Source organism: Pseudomonas palmensis (assembly GCF_049942755.1).
Taxonomy (GTDB): Bacteria; Pseudomonadota; Gammaproteobacteria; order Pseudomonadales; family Pseudomonadaceae; genus Aquipseudomonas; species Aquipseudomonas palmensis.
The window spans coordinates 4,577,126-4,595,541 of record NZ_CP187958.1 but is presented as its reverse complement, the minus strand read 5'-3'; the positions used below and the strand labels follow the sequence as shown (position 1 = coordinate 4,595,541).

The following is an 18,416-nucleotide window of genomic DNA, read 5'->3' as shown; positions in this document are numbered from 1 at the left end:
CTCTCCTCAGGCCGGTACGGACGGGTGGGCAGCGTGGGCAGCACGCCGGTGGCTGGCCTCGCCGGCTTGGCCTTCGCCATGCAGCTCGGCCAGGCGCGTGATGAACTCGTCGACGAACACGCGCATGTCGGCGCTGACCTCCTTGTTGCGGGTGATCAGGCGGTTGTAGCCAAACAGCGCGGGGATCGCGACGAACAGGCCCATGGCGGTGGCCAGCAACGCCGCGGCCATGCCGGGGGCGATGGCGTTGATGTTCACGTCACCGGCCATCGCGGTGCCCAGGAACACCACCATGATCCCCAGCACGGTGCCCAGCAGGCCGATGTAAGGGCCGCCGGCAATCGCGTTGGACAGGCTCGACAGCTTCGAGCCCAGCGCCTGGTTCTCGCGGGTGCGCACCCCGTCCATGGAGCAGCGAATGGCCTCGATGGTGGCCGCCGACACCGCCGAGGTGTCGAAGCCCTGGGCGCGGCGGGTACGGATCTCCTTGACCGCCACCAGGTACAGGCGCCATAGCGACGAATGCGTCAGGCGCTCGCCCAGGGCGGTGTCGTCGGCGAACATCTCAAGGCGCGTGCCGATGTTGGCGAACTGCTCGCGAAACAGCCGGTTGGCCTGGCTGACGTGGTTGAGGGTGCGGTTCTTGCGCAGCATGATCACCCACGACTGCACCATCATCAGCACCAGCACCGCGATGATGATCCAGGCGTCCAGCGGCACCGCCTTGAGCAGAAAGCCCAGGCTGCCGAAACCGAAACCGGACTGCTCTTCATCCACCCCGTACACCACCAGGCGCGACTCGGCGCCCTGGGCCAGCGCGTCGGCCTGCAGCACCGGCACGGCGCGGGCGATGCGCGACAGGCGCAGCTCGTCCATCGCCCCCACGAACGGCACATAGGCGCCGGCCGGCTGACCCTCGGCCGGCGGCAGGTCGGCGCCGATGGCCAGGGTCGAATTGAACGCCGGCACCGCCGCGGTCAGGCTGGCGACCTGGCGCCCGTCCACCAGCAGGCTGAGCGTACCGCCCTCGCCCACCAGCGCCAGGTGTTGCCACTGGCCGGCATCGAGCACCTGGCCGGCAGCGCTGCGCAGGCCGTTGACCTCGACGAACGGCAGGCCCTGGCTCACACCCAGCAGCAGGCGGTTTTCACCTTCATGGCGGGCCAGCAGCAACTGATCGCCCAGCAGCTGGTCCTGGCGTACCCAGGCGCTGAAGGTGAAGGCGGCGCCAGCTGGCAGTTGCAGCGACGGGCTGGGTGCCAGCAGCAGCGGCTGGCCGTTGAACTGGATGGCGCGACCGATGATGCCCTCGATGCTCGCCGCACTGCCCTGGGCCTGGTTGCCGTAGGGGCTGGCGTCACGCGGTGCGGCGCCGTCGAAGTGCATCAGCAGGGTGTAGTCGGCATCGAAGGCCGGTTGCGCATTGGCCGGCTGCGCCTTGGGGTTGCCGTAGTACATCCACAGGTCCTGGCGCTGGCCGCCCTGCACGTCCGGCACGTCGACCCAGATCAGCGCCATGCCCATCAGCGGGTCGAAGCTTTCGATCTGGTGGTTGAGCACGGTCTTGTCGTCGCTGGCCACGAAGCGGATGTCCGCGCCGTTTTCATTGACCCCGTCAAAGCTGAAATTGCCGGTGTGCAGGCGTACCAGCAGTGCCGTGCGGCCCAGCGACTGGGTCAGCGCCGCGCCCTGGGGCGTGGTGTCGACGGAAATCTGCTTGCGGAACTGCCAGTCGTCCTGCCACCAGGCACTGGCGCTGCCCGGCAGGGCAAAGCCCAGGCAAATGAGCAGGGTCAAGATGAGGCGTTGCATGGAATGTCTCCAGAGTCGATGCCGATGGGGTCAGAAGGTTGCCTGTACGCTGAAGTGCAGACGCGAGTGGTTTTTCTCGGTGTTCGCGCCGTCCTTGAGCGGCAGGCCCCAGTCCAGGCTGCCGGACAGCCAGTCGTTGAGGGTGGCGCGGGTGCCCAGGCCGACGCTGGCCAGGCTGAAGTGGTCGTCCTGCTCGGGCAGCGGGTCCTGCAGCGACAGCTGCGCGCCTTCGGCGAACACATAGAAGCGCCAGTCGCTGATGTAGCTGCCCACGTAGCGGCCCAGCGAGGGCGTGCGCAGTTCCTGGGAGAACAGCAGGCCGTCGTCGCCGGTGCGTTCGGCGGCCAGGTAGCCGCGCACCGAGGTGGCGCCGCCGGCAGCGAACTGTTCGTTGGACACCAAGGCCCCGGAGGCCAGTTGAAAGCCCAGCTTGGTTGCGCTCTGCCAGTCGCCGGCAAACGTGAAGGTGTAGTTCGCATCGCCCTTGAGCGCGGCGAAACTGGAGTCGGCGCGGTAGCGCTTGTAGTCGAAGGCCTCGTCGTCGCTGCCGTAGCCGAACAGCCGGCGTGTGCCGGCCACCAGGCTCAGGCCCAGCCCCAGCTGCGAGGCTTCGGTGTAGCGAAAGCCGTTGTAGGCCAGGGTGATCGGTGCGTACTTGAGCGGCACGGTATCGCGCTCGCCGCCCAGTTCGACCTGCTCGTCGAAGTCCTTGAAGTCGATGCCCACGGAAAACGAGTTGGCCCAGTTGCCGTCCGGCACCAGTGAGTAGATCGCCGACAGCCCGTAGGAATGGCCCTTGCCCAGCACGTTGCTGCCGCCCACGGTGGCCACGCTGCTGTCGGACTTGTAGCCGCTGGCCTGCAGGGTCCAGCGCGGGTTCAGGGGCGCGCTGTATGAACCGGACCACACCTGCGCGTTGTCGGTGTCCTGGGGGGCGGTGAACCAGGTCAGCGACACGCTGTGACCCAGTTGCCAGAGGTTGTTGTAGCCCACGGTGGCCACGCTGCGCAGCTTTCTGGTGTCGGCGCTGTAGTCGTTGTTCAGGCCGATGCTGGCGTGCCAGGGCTGCTTGTCTTCGACCTGCAGGTCAACGTCCAGGGTGCCGGGGCGCTGGCCTTCGCGCACCAGTGGCATCACCTGGCGCCCGGGGCCGCGGTTGAGTGCGGCCAGTTCGCCCTGGACCTTGGCAAAGTCCGGCACCTGGCCCTCGCTCAGGGCCGGCACCTGCTCGCGGATCTCCACGGGCGAGTAATGCCTGGCGCCGACCACTCGTACCCGGCCGACCCTGGTTTCGCTGACCTGCAGGTACACCACGCCGCCTTCGACCTGCTGCTCGGGCAGCTCGACGAACACTGACTGATAGCCCAGCGCCTGATAGCGTTTCTGCAGGGCCTCGCGGGCGCCTTCCAGATCCACCAGGGTCTTCTGCGGGCCGAGGTAGGGGTACACCGCCTCCTCGATGGCGCGGGCATCGAGCACGGTGTTGCCGCGCACCACGTACTCGTTGATGTCGACGCGACGCTCGGCCTGTTCGGCGCTTGCGTGGTGGGTTCCCAGGGCCAGCAGCATCACTGCGCCGGCTCGCCACCCGTTGAAAAACAAATGCTCCACACCGCCCCCTCGTTCAAGGAAATCCGTCTGGCCCAGGGCCGTGTCTTATGAATGGTTGTCTGCGCCGCCGTGACCGGCGTGGCGGGCCAGCCAGCTGTGCAGCTGGGCCAGGTTGAGGCTGAACTCGGGCATCTGCGCCAGGCCCGCGTTGCACACCTCGTTGACGATCGACTGCAGCAGGCGCGTGGCCTGCTGGCAGGCCAGCAGTGCGTTGAGGTCGTGGCTGAACAGGTTGAAGCTCCACACCCGCGACTTGAGTTCCAGGCCCACGAACCAGCGGAACAGCAGGTTGTAGTTGAGCTGTTCGTAGAGTTGTTTTTCGCTGGGGACCGAATACAGCAGCTGCAACAGCAGCAGGTGCATCAGGGTGTGCGGGGCGATGCTCATCGCGTTGCGCCGGGCCAGGTCGGCCAGCTCCTGCGCGTGGGCGGCCAGCAGTTCCTCGACCCTGGGCTTGAGCATCACCAGCGAATGGCCTGGCGGGATGCAGCTGGAGACTTCCTTGAGCGCGCTTTGCCAGTCGTCCTGGGACACGATCCACACCCAGGGTGCGCCGTAGCGGTACACCGACACCGGTTGCTTGCGCGCGGCTTCGACGATCTTCGCCAGGCGTTGATCGAGTTCCTGCATTCCGACTTTTGCGTAGCGTTCCATGGTTCCCATCGCTCCACTCCCTTCGTCCCTGTGCGGCTGCGCAGTGACTGCACATACCCATGACGGGGGTGGCGCTTTGCTACCGAACTTTTGTCACCAAAGCTTCATGAAGAGAGATGCAGGGCCTGGGCTATCCAGCGCCCTCAGGGTCGTGCGCCGCCTGCGCGGCGCTCGGTTTGAAGAGCGCCACAACTACTTCATCGACTGGCGCCTGCCGGGCCCGCCCCAACCGCCCGCCCCTCACCCCTGCTGCACCCAGACCAACCGAACCGCAAACCCCACCAGCAGCCCACCAAACACCCACTGCTGAACCTTCTGCGCCAGCGCGCGCTGCTCCAGTTGGCGCCCGACCCACCCGCCGGCCAGTGCATACACCCCATCGAACATCATCCCCATCACCACCAGCACCAGCCCCAGCAGCGCGAACTGCTCACCCACCGCCCCCTGTGCGGGGTGGATGAACTGCGGCAACAGCACCGAGCAGAACAGCAAGGCCTTGGGGTTGAGCAGGTTGGTCAGAAAGCCCTGCGCTATCGCCGCCCTCCACGTGCCACGTACCGCTGCACCCCCCGGGCCCTGCACTGCACCCGCCACGGGCCTGAACATCTTCACCCCCAGCCACAGCAGGTAGGCCGCCCCGGTGTACTTGACCACCTCGAACGTCCAGGGCAGTACCTTGAACAGCGTCGCCAGCCCGACGGCGGCCAGGGTCACGTGGCACGCCCGGGCAACCGCCAGCCCCAGCACGGTCGCCAGCGCCGCCCGCCGCCCCTGGCGCGCACCGGTCTGCAGCAGCAGGATCATGTCCGGGCCCGGCATCAGGTAGATCATCGTCAGGGCAGTCAGGTAGAGCAGTTTTTCGTCCATTTCAACGACCTCAGGCTGGGGCAACAGAGTGAAAATTCTATGCCGGAAGGTCGAGGCAGGTGCTTGCGTTATGCGCCCGCAACGGGGCTATTATTGGCAGGATGTACCAATTCAATACCTAGACACAGGCCACTTATGCCAAACCACGAGCCAACCTACCCCAAGCTGGACGGTTACGACCAACGCATCCTTGGCGCACTGCAGCGCGACGGGCGCCTCACCAACGTGCAACTGGCTGAAGAGATCGGGCTGTCGGCTTCGCCGTGCCTGCGACGGGTGAGGCTGCTGGAAGAAGCCGGGGTGATCCGCGGCTACCATGCCAGCCTCGAAGCCGAGGCAGTCGGCCTGGGGTTGACGGTGTTCGTGGGGGTGAAGGTCGAGCGGCACCATGAGGTCGAAGCGGAAAACTTCCGCCTGGCCGTGCTGTCCCTGCCCGAGGTGGTCAGCGCCTTTCTGGTGTCGGGCGAGTCGGATTTCCTGTTGCATGTGGTGGTGCCGGATCTGCGCGGCTATGAGCGGTTCCTGACCGACACGCTGCTCAAGCTGCCGGGGATCCGGGATATCCGCAGCAACTTCGCAATCAAGACGATCAAGCCGCAGGGGGCGCTGCCGCTGGGGCACCTGGGGCGGTAAGCGGGTAGCAACGACCGGCCCACCCGCCCCGAACCGAACCTGGCAACCCTACAGCACCAGATTCCCGCGCTCCTCCTCCGTCAACCGCCCCCGCGCCTGCTCATCCAGCGCCCCGGCCCCCAGCACCTGCACCGGGCTCTGCGGGTTGTACTGCGGCCCCAGGCTCGCACCCTCCTTGCCCGGCACCAGGCGCTCGGTACCAAACCCCAGCACCTGCACGGTGATCACCGACGGCTGACGCTGGCGGGCCGCGGCCTGCTGCTGGCGCACCGCATCTTCGGCGGCCTGGGTCGCCGACGACGCCGCCGCACTCGCCGACGAGATCGCGCCGGTGTTCACCGCCGCCACCACCGGCATGCCCTTGGCATCACCCTGCACCTGGATGTTGGCCGCGTTCACCACCTGCAACGCGGCAATGTTGACGTTGCCCGACACCCGGATGCCCGCCTCCCCCGCATCGATGGTGCCCAGCGGCGCAATCAGGTCGATGTCTCCCGGCGGCACTTCCACCACCGGCGCCAGGGTGGCGATACCCGCACCGGTACTCGGCACCGTGGGCGACAGGCTGCTGTTGCCCCAGGTGTCGTACAGCCGGCGCGGCGGGGTGTAGACCACCGTGGTCTTGGAACCACGCCCGGCGTTGATGTCGCCCTCGGCCGACCAGCCCAGAATCGACCCGCCAAAGGTGGTCATGATGCGGCTCTGCCCCAGCAGGATGCTGCGGCGCGCGTACAGCTGGATATCGCCGTTGCCCTGGGTGATCACCCCGGCGCCGGCCGGCGGCGCCTCGCCCTCCACGCCGAACACCTGCTGGCCACCGGGGGTGAGCATCTGGATCGCGCCCCCCACCTGGGTACGTACCCCGGCCCCGCCGAACATCAGGATGTCGCCGTCGTAGCGGATCGGGTTGCCGGCCACGTCCTGCTCGGGGAACAGCGCCGCGATCGCATTGCGCCCGCGCAGGTAGCTGCCCTGGCGCGGCCCACCCACGGTGTTGTACTCCAGGCCGCCGGCACGCAGCTCGGCAAAGTACACCTGGCGCGCAAACACCGCCTGCTCGGTCGCCGGCAGGCTGGCGAACCGCGCCCGCGCCTGGGCCGCATCGCCCTCGAAGGCGTAGCGCTCGGCCAGCCATTGACGCAACTCCTCGGCGTAGGTCTTGGCCACCTTGCCCGGCTGCGCCGCCAGGCTCTGGTTGCTGTCGGCAAGGTTGGCCGGGTTCAGGTACAGCTCGGCAAAGCGCGCATACCCTGGCCCCTGGGCGCCCACGCCGGCCTGCAACACCAGGCTTGCGCCGGGGCGGTTGTCGCCGGTGACGATGGCGCCCAGGCTGGTGATGGCTGCACGGTCCTCCTGGCGCAGGTCACGCCCGGCACTAACGGTGAGCGTGCCGGGGCCGGCCACGTTCAGGCCACTGAACAGGATGTCGCGCCCAGCCACCACCTGCGAGTGATCGGTGGCGTGGTTGTGCACGAACAGGTTGCCGCTGGACAGCGCCAGCGCACCGACGATGTCCGACATCATCGCCGGCACGTAGGTGGTCTCGCCAAGGCCGGTACCGCTGTACACGATGTCGCGCCCCGCCATCATCCACACCGGTGCGGCGCCCTCGTACCAGACGGCCCCATTGCGCGCATTGCCGAAGTTCAGGACCTCGCCCGAGCGCACCCCCACCAGGTCGCCGCTCACGGCGTAGATGCGCGCCGGCTGCAACTGCCCGTAGGCATTGGCGGTGCTGGTGCTGCCAAAGGCGAACAGCGGGAAGCGACCCGCTTCCAGGTCTGCCGCAATCCCGTCTGGCCTCTGGTTGCTGACGCTGTGGCCGTTGTAGCTGCCGATGAAACCCGGGTTGAACGGCGTGGCCAGGGCCGACGGTGCGGCGCCGGACTGGTTGATCGCATAGCCACCGGCGTAGATCGAACCCTGCGCCACCAGCTGCAACTGGGCATTGGCCGAAGGTGCCAGCAGCAACGAGTAGCCACTCGCGCCCTGCAGCCGGTTCTTCTCCCGGTACTGCGCGGAGTTCCCGTAGTACAGGTTGCCGGAGGCCGCCACCGCACGCAGGATCGACGGGTAGACAAAGCGCCCGTCGGTGGGCGAGGTATCCAGGCCGGACAGCGCATCACCGCTGACCGGCTGGGTCAATTCGATCAGTTGGGTGCTGGGGGTCAGGTCACCGCCCGCCGAGAACAGGTCGATGGCAGTGTTGGCCGTCCACAGGCTGAACCAGCTGTTGCCGCCCCCCGCCGCCGTGCCGAACGGCGTGGTGTTGAGCGTGGGCACACGGCCCGGGTCGGCCGCCGCCCCCAGCACCAGGTCGCCCCGGGTGCTCAGTTGCACCGTGGCGTCGCCGGGCACCACCACCAGGCCGCCTTTGGCGCTGGCCAGGGTGGCCTGGAACGGGTCGTACGCGCGGGTCTCGTGGCTGTCCTGCTGTATCCCGAGCGCGCCGTAGGCACGGTCGATACCGCCCAGGGCCGCTGCCGACACCTGCAGGTTGCCGCGCAGGTTGACCAGGGTACCCTGCAGGTCATGGGCGGCCACGCCCAGTACATCGGCGTTGTCGCCACGCCCCAGGGCCGCCTGGGTCGGGTTGACGGCGCCGCCGACCTTCAGGTTCAGGTCGCCGCCACCGCCCAGCGTCAGGCTGCCATCGCGGCCCACGCGGCCGGTGCTGCCCACTGCCAGCTGCAGGGCCTGGGTACGTGCGCTGTCGTCCCACTGCGTGCGGTACTGGTCAGCGGTATTGCCGATCACATCGAGGGTGCCGGCCTGCCCGCCCACCGTGACATCGAGGTTGCCCCCGCCCAGGGTGCCGAAGCCGGTGAAGCCGGCCACCACACTGTTGCGCTGGTAGCGCACATAGGTGCCAAAGTTGATCCACCAGGCCGTGGGTATCTGCTCGTCTGCCGCCAGCGCGTTGCCACTGCCCTGGCGCCACAGCCAGTTGCCGACCTGTGCAGTGGGCAACTGGTAGGCCAGGCGGGTCAGGCTGCCATATTCGCGGCTGAGGGAGTTGCCCGTCAGGTTGCCCCCCACCGTCAACAGCAGGTTGCCACCCTGCTCCGGGTACCAGGCCTGATACAGGCTCTGCGCGCCGCCATCGACCAGCGCCTCGTAGCCGCCGAGAAACTCCGGCAGCACCTGCCCGTCATTGGCCTGCCCGCGTGCCAGTTGATAGGCGGCTGGCACCGGGGTCGCCGTACCGGCGGTGTACACGCCGAACAGCGTGGTCATGTCCAGGTTGCCGGCGGCGATCAGGTCCAGGTCACCGGTACCGGTACGCAGCACGCTGTAACGCGAGGCGCCGCCGGGCACCGTGTCGTGCTCGGTGTTGCCCGGCGCGGTCATCACGCACCAGGTGGGGAACTCATCGCACAGGGTGGGGTAGCCAATCGCATCGAAGTCGATCAGATCGCCCGGCCTGGCATCTGCGCCAAACCCGTCGATGCCTTCCTGGGTCCAGGCCAGGCCACCGCCGGCGGCCGGTGCCCTGGCGCACCAGGTGGGGAACTCGTCGCACAGCGTGGGGTAGCCGATGGCGTCGAAATCGATCAGGTCACCGGGCCTGGCGTCCACGCCAAAGCCGTCGATGCCTTCCTGGGTCCACACCAGGCCGCCGCCGGCAGCCGGTGCCCGGGCGCACCAGGTGGGGAACTCGTCGCACAGCGTGGGGTAGCCGATGGCATCGAAGTCGATCGGGTCGCCGGGCTTGGCGTCCACACCAAACCCATCGATGCCTTCCTGGGTCCACACCCAGCCGGCACTGGCGCCTACCGCCAGCATGCCCACGTGGTGGTCGGCCAGGCGCAGGCGCCCGCTGGCGTTCGGGTCGGCCAGGCGCGGGTCGGCCGCCGTGGTATCGGCACCGGCCACCACGCGTAGGTTCCACGACTGCGAACCGGCCGGCAGCATGCTGGCGACCGCCCAGTTGGTGCCCTTGCCCTCGCTGCGCAGCGCCACCGAGCCCACGCCCCCCAGCTTGATATCGGTGCGCGGCGGAATGATCGCGCCGCGTTGCAGCACCAGGTTGCCCGCCAGCAGCACCAGGTCATCGGCGCCACCGTTCAGCAGGTGGCCCGGATCGGACGGCAGTGCCACGCCTTTTGGCCAGGTCATGGCCGTGACAGGCGTGTTGACCACCAGCCGCGTGCCGGCACCCAGTTGCATGCCCGCTTCCAGGCGCAGCGGGGCCTCCAGGCGGGTGCCCGCCGCCAGTGCCTGGCTGCCGTCGGCGTTGTAGAGCGCCGCCGAGAGCACGGTGCCAGCCGGCAGCTCGATCGCGGCCGAAAGGGTTGCACGCACTGGCAGCACAGCGCCCGAGGCCAGCACGCGCGCCTGTATCGGCAGGTCGTAGTTGAGCACCTGGCCGGCCAGAAAACCGGTGCCCTCGTGCAGCTCGACCCCACCGTTGGGCACCACCACCTGGGCACCATAGGCCAGGCGCCCTTCCAGCAGCACCCAGCCGCCGTCGTCCTGGGTCTCGGGTGGCGGCGCGAAGCCGTCGTTGATGCTGCCCAGCACCTCCACGTCGCCACCGGCACGCAGGCTCAGGCTGCCGGCCTCGCCCGAGCCGTACACCGCGCCGGTCTTGTGCACGTTGGGGTTGAGGCTGGCATAGCGGTAGCGCGACAGGTCGAGGTCGCCGCTGACCACCAGGTCGCCGTCGGTGATCACTTCAAGCCCCGGGCGCAGGTGGAACTGCTGGGCGTAACCCTTGACCAGGCCGGCGAGCTTGCCGTTGACCAGCGCCGTGTTGGCCAGGGCGCTGTCGATGAACTGCACGCTTTGCGCGTGGCGTGCGTCGAGGTAGGCCTGGTCGATCTGGACATAGGGCTTGCCGCTGACATGCGGGTCGACGCCCTGCGGGGCCGCATGATCGCGCGCCATGGCGAACAGGTCGATGCGCTGCGCACCAAGAATCGACAGCGCCTGCGAGGCGTCGATGGCGATGTCGCCATGGGTCGGGTCGTCGGCCCGCAGCCGCGGCGCATACAGCGCCAGGGTGCCGCGCTCGCGGCCATCGTGCTGGCCGGCGCCGCCGCCCAGTGGTGCGTCGGTGCCATGGCGCAGGTCGATACGCACGCCACGCGCCAGGGTCAGTTGCCCGGCACCGGCATTCAGCTCCACCGTGGCCCGGTTGGGGCTGTCGATGATCTTGCCGTAGCTATCCACGCGCAGCACGCTGCCATGTGCATCGAGCACCGCGCCCTGGGCCAGGGTCAGGCCATTGCCGGCGGCCAGGCGAATGCTGCCGACACGCTCGCCGCTGGCATCGATCAGGCCGTTGACACGCAGATGGCCGTTGTCCAGCGACACCTGCACCTGGTTGGCGCGCACCCCGTTGCCGATCTGCAGGTCGCCCTGCTTGAACTGGAAGCGCCGGCTGCCATGCACGCCGCCGTCGTTCAGGCGCTGGTTGAGCGTGGCGAAGGCACTGCTCAGGTCACCGGCCAGCCCCTGGGCACGCAGGGTGAAACCCGCACCCGCGTAGGGCACCTGGGTGCCCCCGGCATCGTAGTGGCCGGAGCTTGCGCCCAGGAGGCGGCCTTGCAGGTCGACCTGGCCGGCACTGGCGTCCAGCGCCACCACCTCCAGGCTGCCGGCCTGGTTGTGTTCGGCGTGCAGGTCGATGATCGAGCCGGCCGCCTGGTGGATGTTGCCGTGCTGGCTGCGCAGGATCACGTCGCCGCCCCAGCTGTACTTGTCCAGGTCGTTGAGGCTGACCTTGCGCCCGGCCAGGTCCAGTTGCGCCGCCTGGCCCAGGCGCAGGTCGCCCTGGCTGTCGAGGGTCAGCTTGCCGCTGGGCAGTGCCACGCGGGTGTCGAGGTCGATGCGCTGCGCGCTGAACGACCATTCGGCGCCCAGCGCCCCGGCCTTGAGCTGCGCGTCGGCGGTGCTCGGCGCCGCCCCCGCGAGCATCTGCAGGGCACCGCCGACGCGCACCTGGTTGACCGAACCGGCTTCACCGGTCACCAGCGGGGCGCGCACCAGCAGGTTGCCGCCGCTGTAGCGGTAGCCTTCACCGGTCACATACTCGCCGCGTGACTGATACACCGACAGGCTGCCACGGTGGTTGGCAGTCAGGCGTTCGCTGGCCAGCAGCGCCACGTCGCTGAAGCCCAGCGCCAGGCGTTCGAACGCCGGCTGGCTACTGCTCTGCGCCTGCGGGCCATACCCCAGTTCGATGCGCCGGGCTTCGATCTGCAGCCGCCCGCTGCCGGTGCCGGCACCGTTGCCGAGCAGGGCCGGCGCGGCCTGGGTGGCGCCACTCCAGATCAGGTTGCCGGTACGAATGCTGGCCACGTCAGTGGCTGCGCCATGCCCGTAGATCGCCGGGGTGCCCAGCACCAGGTTGCTCAGGCGCGACTTGCCGGTCGCCGGGTCGAGGGTGTCGAGCGCGGTGGTGCCGAAGAAGTTGAGGCTGTCCTGCACGGTCAGCGTCAAGGTTTCCAGGGCCGGCGCGCCACGGCGGGTATCGCCCTGCAGCAGGCGGTCGAGCACCTGCTGGTTGAGGGTCAGGCCGCTGGGCAGGTAGCCCGCCGCAGCGGCAGCGGCCAGGCTTTGCGCACTGCCGACGTTGATCGCGCCCACCGCCAGGGTCAGGTTGCGGGTGCCGAAGCGCACCTGGTCGTCGAGGCTGAAGCGGTTGTTGGTGGCGGCGGCAATGGTGCCTTCGGAATACAGCTCGGTCTGGCCGCTGCACCGCGTCAGGCAGCCGCCGATCAGGATGCTGCCCGGCCCGGTGATCGTCCCGCTGGGCGCTTGCGGCGCCAGCACGTCGACCCAGCCATTGGACACGATCAGCAGGCTGCTGTTGTGCGGGTTGTAGAGGTAGCCGTCGCGGCTGTCGTAGGCGGGTGCGCCCTGCCCGAGCGTATCGATGCTCGCGCCTTGCTCTATGTTGATGGCGCCGGCGATGCGCCCGGTAACCATCAGCACTTCGGCGGCCTTCAGGTGCGCGCCACCCTTGAGCACGATGCTGGTGCCCCTGGCATCACCGAACAGCAGCTGGTTGCCACCCTGCCCGTACACCCGCTGCCCGGCATGGCCGATGCGCAGGCTGCTGGCACCCAGGGCGTTGAGCTGCGACGCGGCAATGGCGGTTTCGCCGGCACCCGCTGTGGCGGGCGCGTTGTCGCCGTGGATCACCAGGGTGTCGCCGAACAGCACCGTGGCGATGCTGCCGTGGCCCTTGTCCGCCGGTTTGTTCAACAGCACGCCCTGCATGCTGAAGCCGGGCCGCGTGGTGTCGTTATGGCCCAGGTCCAGGGTCAGGCCCTTGGCATCGATGGGCAGCGCGGCACGCGGGATACCCAGGCGTGCGGCATCGTCGAGCAGGAACTGGCTGAAACTGGTTTCGTTGTACTGCGAGTACCGACGCAAGGTGTCGGCACCGGTCAGTATCAGGTGCTGCGACAGGGCATCGCCCAGCCCGCTGCCGGCGATCGAGCGCTTGCCGGTCAGGCCCCACGAGCCATTGCGCAGCGCCGTGGCACCTGCCTGCGGCGCGCCGACGCTGGCCTGGCCGTTGACCTCGACACGGTAGGCCCCCGGCAACAGCGCATAACTGGCCGGCAGCAAGGTGTAGGTGCCGGCGGGCAGGCCTGGGATCCCGGCGTCCAGGGTGATCTGCTGGCCCACCAACGGCATCGAACCCGATGGCTCGCCCGCCACCGCTTCGGGCGCCACGCTGGCCTGCACACCGGGCACGATGGCGTACACCGGGTTGTCCGCCAGGCCCGGCAGGCTGAAGCTGCCATCGGGGTTGTTGCGCACCAGCGGGTGATAGCGGGCATCGGTGGAGCCGCCGCGCCCGGAGATGAAGCCGGCGCCGCGCACATCGCCACCGCCGGACAGGTCGATTACCGCACCGGGTTGGACCGCGATGCTGCCACCGCCCAGGGTCACGTTGAGCCAGCCGTTGGGCAGGCTCTGGCCCAGCACCGTGCTGTTCAGCGACTGGCCGGCGAAGTTGTACACCAGGCCATCTACGGTGCCGCCATAAGGCATCACCAGGCCGGCGGCACTGACCGAAGTCAGGCTGCCAGGGCGCAGGGTCACTTCGCGGGTGCTGGCGGTGCCCAGTACCAGGGCGCCGAGGGGCGCGCGCAGCACGCCCTGCTGGTCGATGGTGTCGGCCTGTATCGACAGCGCGCCAAACAGCGAATAGGGCTGGGCAGGCGTGGCCGCGCTGCTGCGCGCAATCTTCACATGCTCGGCCTTGATCACTGCCACGGCATTGGTGCCAGGGTAGATCTGCGCCGCGCTCAGGGTCAGCGTGCCCGGCGCCACCAGCCGCGTGTCGTTACCGCCCAGTGTCTTGAGCAGGCGCAGATCGCCGCTGCTGTTCAGGCTGACCTGATGGAAGCCGCGTCGATCGATGCTCAGCGCTTCACTCACCCCCGTGCCGAACTTCAGGGTATTGCGTACGTCGATCAGCGCCGCATCCACCTGCAGCATGGCCTGATCGGCTTGCGACGAAAGCGCGATACCGATCTGATTGTTGGTGAGGCCCGGCCCGGCCGGCGGCAGGCTGGTGTACCCGGCCAGACGCACATGCGCAGCCGACAGGCGCACCCGGGTATCGGCGCGAGCCCCTTCGGCCAGCCCCAGTGCACCGGCATACAGGTGCAGGCTGCGCGCCGGTTGCAGCGTCACGTCGTCGGTAAAGCTGATCACGCCGCGACTGAACAGCGTCAGTGCATCGAACCCGCCCTGCGCCACCTGGGCCACGCTGAGGTGGCCATGGCCATGTTCCAGCTTACCGGCCTGGTTGGCGAAGGCTTCCCCGCGCGGGCTGATACGCAGCTCGCGCTGGCGGATGGCCTCGGCATAGGCCGGGGTGATCGGGTAGGTACCGCTCTCCAGCGCAAGGGTCAGGCTGCCGCCCGCCACGCCAGCGCCACCCGCCGCTGCGCGCAGCTCGCCGTCCACGTACAGGCCATTGATCGAACTCAGGCTGATGCTGCCGCCTTGGCTGGCCAGCCGAGTCGCGCCAACCCCGGGTACATCGACGCTCATCTGGCTGCCGGACGCATCCAGTACAGCGCCGCGCTCGACCACCACGAACAGGTCGGGGGCCAGCGCGCCACCCAGGTTGGGGTCGAAGGTGCTGCCGATGACGATACTGCCGCCCTGGCGCAGTTCGCCATAGCGCTCGCCACGCGCGTCCACGGCGGTGACGGCACGGGCCGATACGTCGAGCAGCGCCCCGGCGCCGACCCGGATCGCCCGTTGATGCGGCTCGAACCGCACCGCACTGGTCAAGGCCTCCTGCACAACAGTGTCAGCCAGGGTGATCTGCCCGCCGTGTGCCACCAGGCTGCCGTCAACCTGCAGGCCACCGGGGCTGCGCAACGTGATGGATTGCCCGTCATCGACCTGGATACGGCTGCCGCTGGCTACCTGCAGCCAGCGTGACGCCACCTGCTGGGCCGACTGGTCCAACTCGCTGCCCGCCTGCAGCAGCAGGCTGGCACCGGCGCGCTGGGTCAGAACGCCCTTGGCGGCGTTCTCCAGATACTGCGGTGGCGTCCACAGCTCCAGCGCCTCGGCCGCCGAACGGGCATCGCCACGCAGGCGGTACACCGGCCGCGTCACCTGCACCTGGCTGTCGGCCGCCACCTCCAGGCGCTGGTTGCCCACCACCTCGTAGCGGGCAAAGCCCTTGGCGAAGAAATCGCTACCCAGGTTCAGGCTGGCCGCCGGGGTGTCGGCGCCGATGCTCACGGTGTCGCCGCGCAGGGCCAGCGTGCCGGCACCCGTGGTGCCGTACCCGCGCAGCTCGCCGCCCAGCAGCAACTGCCCACCGGCCCCGCCCGAGGTCAGGCTGGCCAGGCTCAGGTCGCCACCGGCACCCCCGCGCCAGTTGCCGTCGGGGGTGCGCGCCGCGCCGCTTTCCACACTCAGCACACTGCCCTGGCCCAGGCGAATGTCGCCGGTGCCACGCAGGGCCAGCGAACCGCCGTCCAGCCAGGCCGACAGGTCGGCGGGCTGCGCATTGACGCCGTCCTGGCGCCGGCCGCTGGCCTCCACGCGAACCCCGTCGGCCACCTCGATACGCGCGGCCAGGCCGGCATTGCCGACCCGCAGGCTGTCCGAGCCGCGTTGCAGGTTGCCCAGCAGCAGGTCGCCGCCGTGGCTGACCAGGTCGGCGTTTATCTGCACCTGTGGCGCCAGCAGGCTCAGGCCGGCGCCGTCGGCCAGGTTCAGCGCCTGCTCCAGGCGGATGCTCTCATACGCGGCCACCTGCAGGCCGCCAAGCTCGCGCAGGCGCTCGGCCTCCAGGCGCAGGACGCCTTCGCGCTCGGCCTCGACCGGGGCGTCGAGGGTCAGTGAGCCGCCCTGCACCTGCGAGCCGATCACCACCTGGTGCAGGTTGCCCGCGCCGGCGTTGAGCACGCTGCCCGTGGCGGTGGGCCGGTAGTCGCCAACGATCAGCTGTGCGCCGCGGGCCTGGCTCAGCTGGCTTTGCCGGTAGCCGTCGAGGCCGGCCTGCGGGGCCTGCAGCTGGTGGTCGCCCTTGAAGGTTTCGCCCAGGATCTCACCGCCCAGCTGCGCATTGGCGGTGCCGACCACCAGCCGCCCGGCATCGCGGCCAACGGTGTAGCCGTTCTCCAGGCGCTCGCGCGGGGCGATCAGCGGGCTGTAGAAGTAGCGGGTCTGGCCCCAGCGTGCGCTGTGCTGCTCGTAGCCCTTGTACACGCCCTGGTACAGCACGTCGCCAGGGGCACGCGAGAGGTTGTACAGGCGCCCGTCGGCGCCCTTGAGCCAGGTCTGCTTGAGGTAGCCGGTGGCCACGTCCAGCGTGCCGCCCGAGAGGTTGACCAGCGAGCCGGCCTGGGTCACCAGGTCACCCCCGGTGAAGCTCACCGTGCCGCCCTGGGCCAGCCACTCGCCCAGCCCGTGGCTGCGCGTGCCGAGGTAGCCGCCCACTTCCAGCAGGCCGCCGGCGGTGTACCAGCGCTCGCCCTCGTAGCCGTTGGTGCCGGCGGCCACGTGCACCAGCTCGCGGATGTCGACCCACACATCGGTGCTGTTGAGCGCGCCGCTGTCGCGGTTGCCCGCCGCGTCGCGCTGCTCGTTGCCCTGGATGTTGACCTTGATGCTGTTGCTGTCCATGGCCAGCTTGACCCCGACCGCGCCCGCCACGTCCAGCACCGCGCCGTCGCGCAGCAGGCTGCGCTGGCCGGCACTCACCGCCACCTGGCCGCCGGTGGCCAGGGTCAGCGAGCCGCCCTGGAAGTCCACCGTGCCGCCACTGACGATCTCCACCCGCGACAGGCTGCGGTCATCGGCCACCGCGCTGAGGTTGTCGAACGCGCCGTTGCGCTGGTTGACCTGCCCGCCCAGGTCCTTGCGCACCGCCTCGCGCTGGCTGTCCAGTGCGCTGCCGGGGTTGGCGTCGATGACGATGGCAGTGGTGCTGCCGGCGGCCAGGGTCACGTTGCCGGTGCGGTCGCTGGCCGCGTTGAGCAGGTGGATGGTGCCGCGGTTGTCGATCGAGCTGGTGGCCACGGCCACGCCCTGCTGGCGCACCTGATGCCCGGTCAGGGTGATGTCGCCCTGGCTGGCCTGGATCAGCCCGCTGTTGCTCACCGTGCCGGCCGTGCTGCCGGCCTTCAGCGTGGTGGCTACCTCGTTGCCGCGGGTGGTGGAGTACGGGTTGCCCGCCGTGCCGACGCCCTTGCGGATGTAGAAGGTATCGCCCGCCGCCAGGGTCGCCTGGCCCTTGGCGTTGATCAACTGGCCGGCGTTCTCCACCTCGTGGCCCAGCAGCAGGGTGTAGCCACCGCCCTGGGTGGAGCTGGCCGGGGCGTGGGTCTGGATCAGCGCGCCGCGCTCGACCATGACCTTGCCGGCGGCATCGGTGAAGGTCGGCTGGCTGCCCAGGCTGTCCACGTACAGGCCGCGCTCGGTGAACTGCTGGTCGCTGATGGTGGCGGCGGCCGCCGTCAGGTTGCGCACGTTGATCTGGCTGCTGCCGCTGAACACGATGCCATTGCGGTTGACGATCATCAGCGTACCGTCGGCCTTGATCGTGCCCTGGATCTGGCTGGGCGCGACGCTGTTGCCGACGCGGTTGAGCAGTGCCCAGTTGGCGTCCTGCTGGAAGGTCAGCTGGGTGTCGCGGCCGACGTTGAAGGTTTCCCAGTTGAGAATCGCCTTGTCGGCGGTCTGCTTGATCGTCACCTGGGTGGTGCCGCCCTTCTGCGTCTGTACCGGAGCCTCGGCGTTGGTGAACAACGGCTTGCCATTGGCATCGAGCAGCGGGTTCAGGCCATTGCCGCCCAGGCCGTTGTGGATGCTCGAGGGCGCCGCCAGCGCGGCGGCGCGGCCGGCCGCCTGGGCAGCCTGTTGCGCGGCGATGGCGGCCACGGTGTTGTTGAGGTTTTGCAGCGAACGCTGCAACTGGGCATTGGCACGCTGCTGCTGGGCCAGCGGCGGTGGCAGCCCCGGCAACTGCACCGCACCGCCCTGCCCGCCCGTACCGCCGGCCTGCGGCGCGCTGCCCTTGGCCGCGAACCAGGCCGAACTGAACGCCGCAGGCGCCGCCTGCACGCTGCCGGCCAGGGCCAGCAGCGCAATCACCTGGGCCAGCGGCTTGAGCCGCAGCAGGGGCATATCGGCCTGACGGTGGGTACGGTGGGAGGGCGAAGCAGCAGTGCCAAGGCGCATTGCAATCAATCCTTTTCTGGTCCATCGCGGTAATGGGATGCCACACGCCGGTGCGGCCGGTGACCTATGACATAGGCGGTTGCACGGGCGGCAGACCGAACCTTTGTCACGCAAAGTTCATGTGATCGGTGGCGTTCTGAAACGCAAAAGCCGGTAAC

Annotated in this window: 5 protein-coding genes and 1 pseudogene; 1 reads left to right on the top strand and 5 read right to left on the bottom strand. The window is 69.0% G+C overall.

The features are described 5' to 3' along the window. Positions 1 to 6: 6 nt before the first annotated feature. The 4 genes and pseudogenes from ACPRTJ_RS21240 to ACPRTJ_RS21225 form a co-directional block, all read right to left on the bottom strand. On the bottom strand, positions 7 to 1,812 hold the full coding sequence (locus ACPRTJ_RS21240) for a DUF2341 domain-containing protein (protein ID WP_054916079.1): 1,806 nt from the start codon (positions 1,810 to 1,812) through the stop codon (positions 7 to 9). Positions 1,813 to 1,842: 30 nt separating this feature from the next. Further along, a complete protein-coding gene (locus tag ACPRTJ_RS21235; RefSeq protein WP_088515468.1) occupies positions 1,843 to 3,381 on the bottom strand; it encodes a ShlB/FhaC/HecB family hemolysin secretion/activation protein in 1,539 nt (512 codons plus the stop codon). 87 nt (positions 3,382 to 3,468) lie between these two features. Further along, positions 3,469 to 3,783, bottom strand: a pseudogene (locus ACPRTJ_RS21230) (transposase); the annotation flags it as partial. A 534-nt stretch (positions 3,784 to 4,317) separates the two neighbouring features. Further along, a complete protein-coding gene (locus ACPRTJ_RS21225; RefSeq protein ID WP_078481895.1) occupies positions 4,318 to 4,944 on the bottom strand; it encodes a LysE family translocator in 627 nt (208 codons plus the stop codon). A 135-nt stretch (positions 4,945 to 5,079) separates the two neighbouring features. Between ACPRTJ_RS21225 and ACPRTJ_RS21220 the strand changes: the two genes are divergently transcribed. Continuing rightward, positions 5,080 to 5,577, top strand: coding sequence for an Lrp/AsnC family transcriptional regulator (locus ACPRTJ_RS21220; RefSeq protein ID WP_426427263.1), 498 nt, complete (start codon positions 5,080 to 5,082; stop codon positions 5,575 to 5,577). A 48-nt stretch (positions 5,578 to 5,625) separates the two neighbouring features. Here the strand turns inward: ACPRTJ_RS21220 and ACPRTJ_RS21215 are convergent, their stop codons facing one another. Further along, complete coding sequence (locus tag ACPRTJ_RS21215; protein WP_426427262.1) at positions 5,626 to 18,258, bottom strand: filamentous haemagglutinin family protein; 12,633 nt, start codon at positions 18,256 to 18,258, stop codon at positions 5,626 to 5,628. Positions 18,259 to 18,416: the final 158 nt, after the last annotated feature.

What these genes read in the sequence shown, in the direction of transcription:
- ACPRTJ_RS21240 (WP_054916079.1), bottom strand. Translation starts at nt 1,812, where the DNA reads ATGCAACGCCTCATCTTGACCCTGCTCATTTGCCTGGGCTTTGCCCTG.
- ACPRTJ_RS21235 (WP_088515468.1), bottom strand. Translation starts at nt 3,381, where the DNA reads ATGCTGCTGGCCCTGGGAACCCACCACGCAAGCGCCGAACAGGCCGAG.
- ACPRTJ_RS21225 (WP_078481895.1), bottom strand. Translation starts at nt 4,944, where the DNA reads ATGGACGAAAAACTGCTCTACCTGACTGCCCTGACGATGATCTACCTG.
- ACPRTJ_RS21220 (WP_426427263.1), top strand. Translation starts at nt 5,080, where the DNA reads ATGCCAAACCACGAGCCAACCTACCCCAAGCTGGACGGTTACGACCAA.
- ACPRTJ_RS21215 (WP_426427262.1), bottom strand. Translation starts at nt 18,258, where the DNA reads ATGCGCCTTGGCACTGCTGCTTCGCCCTCCCACCGTACCCACCGTCAG.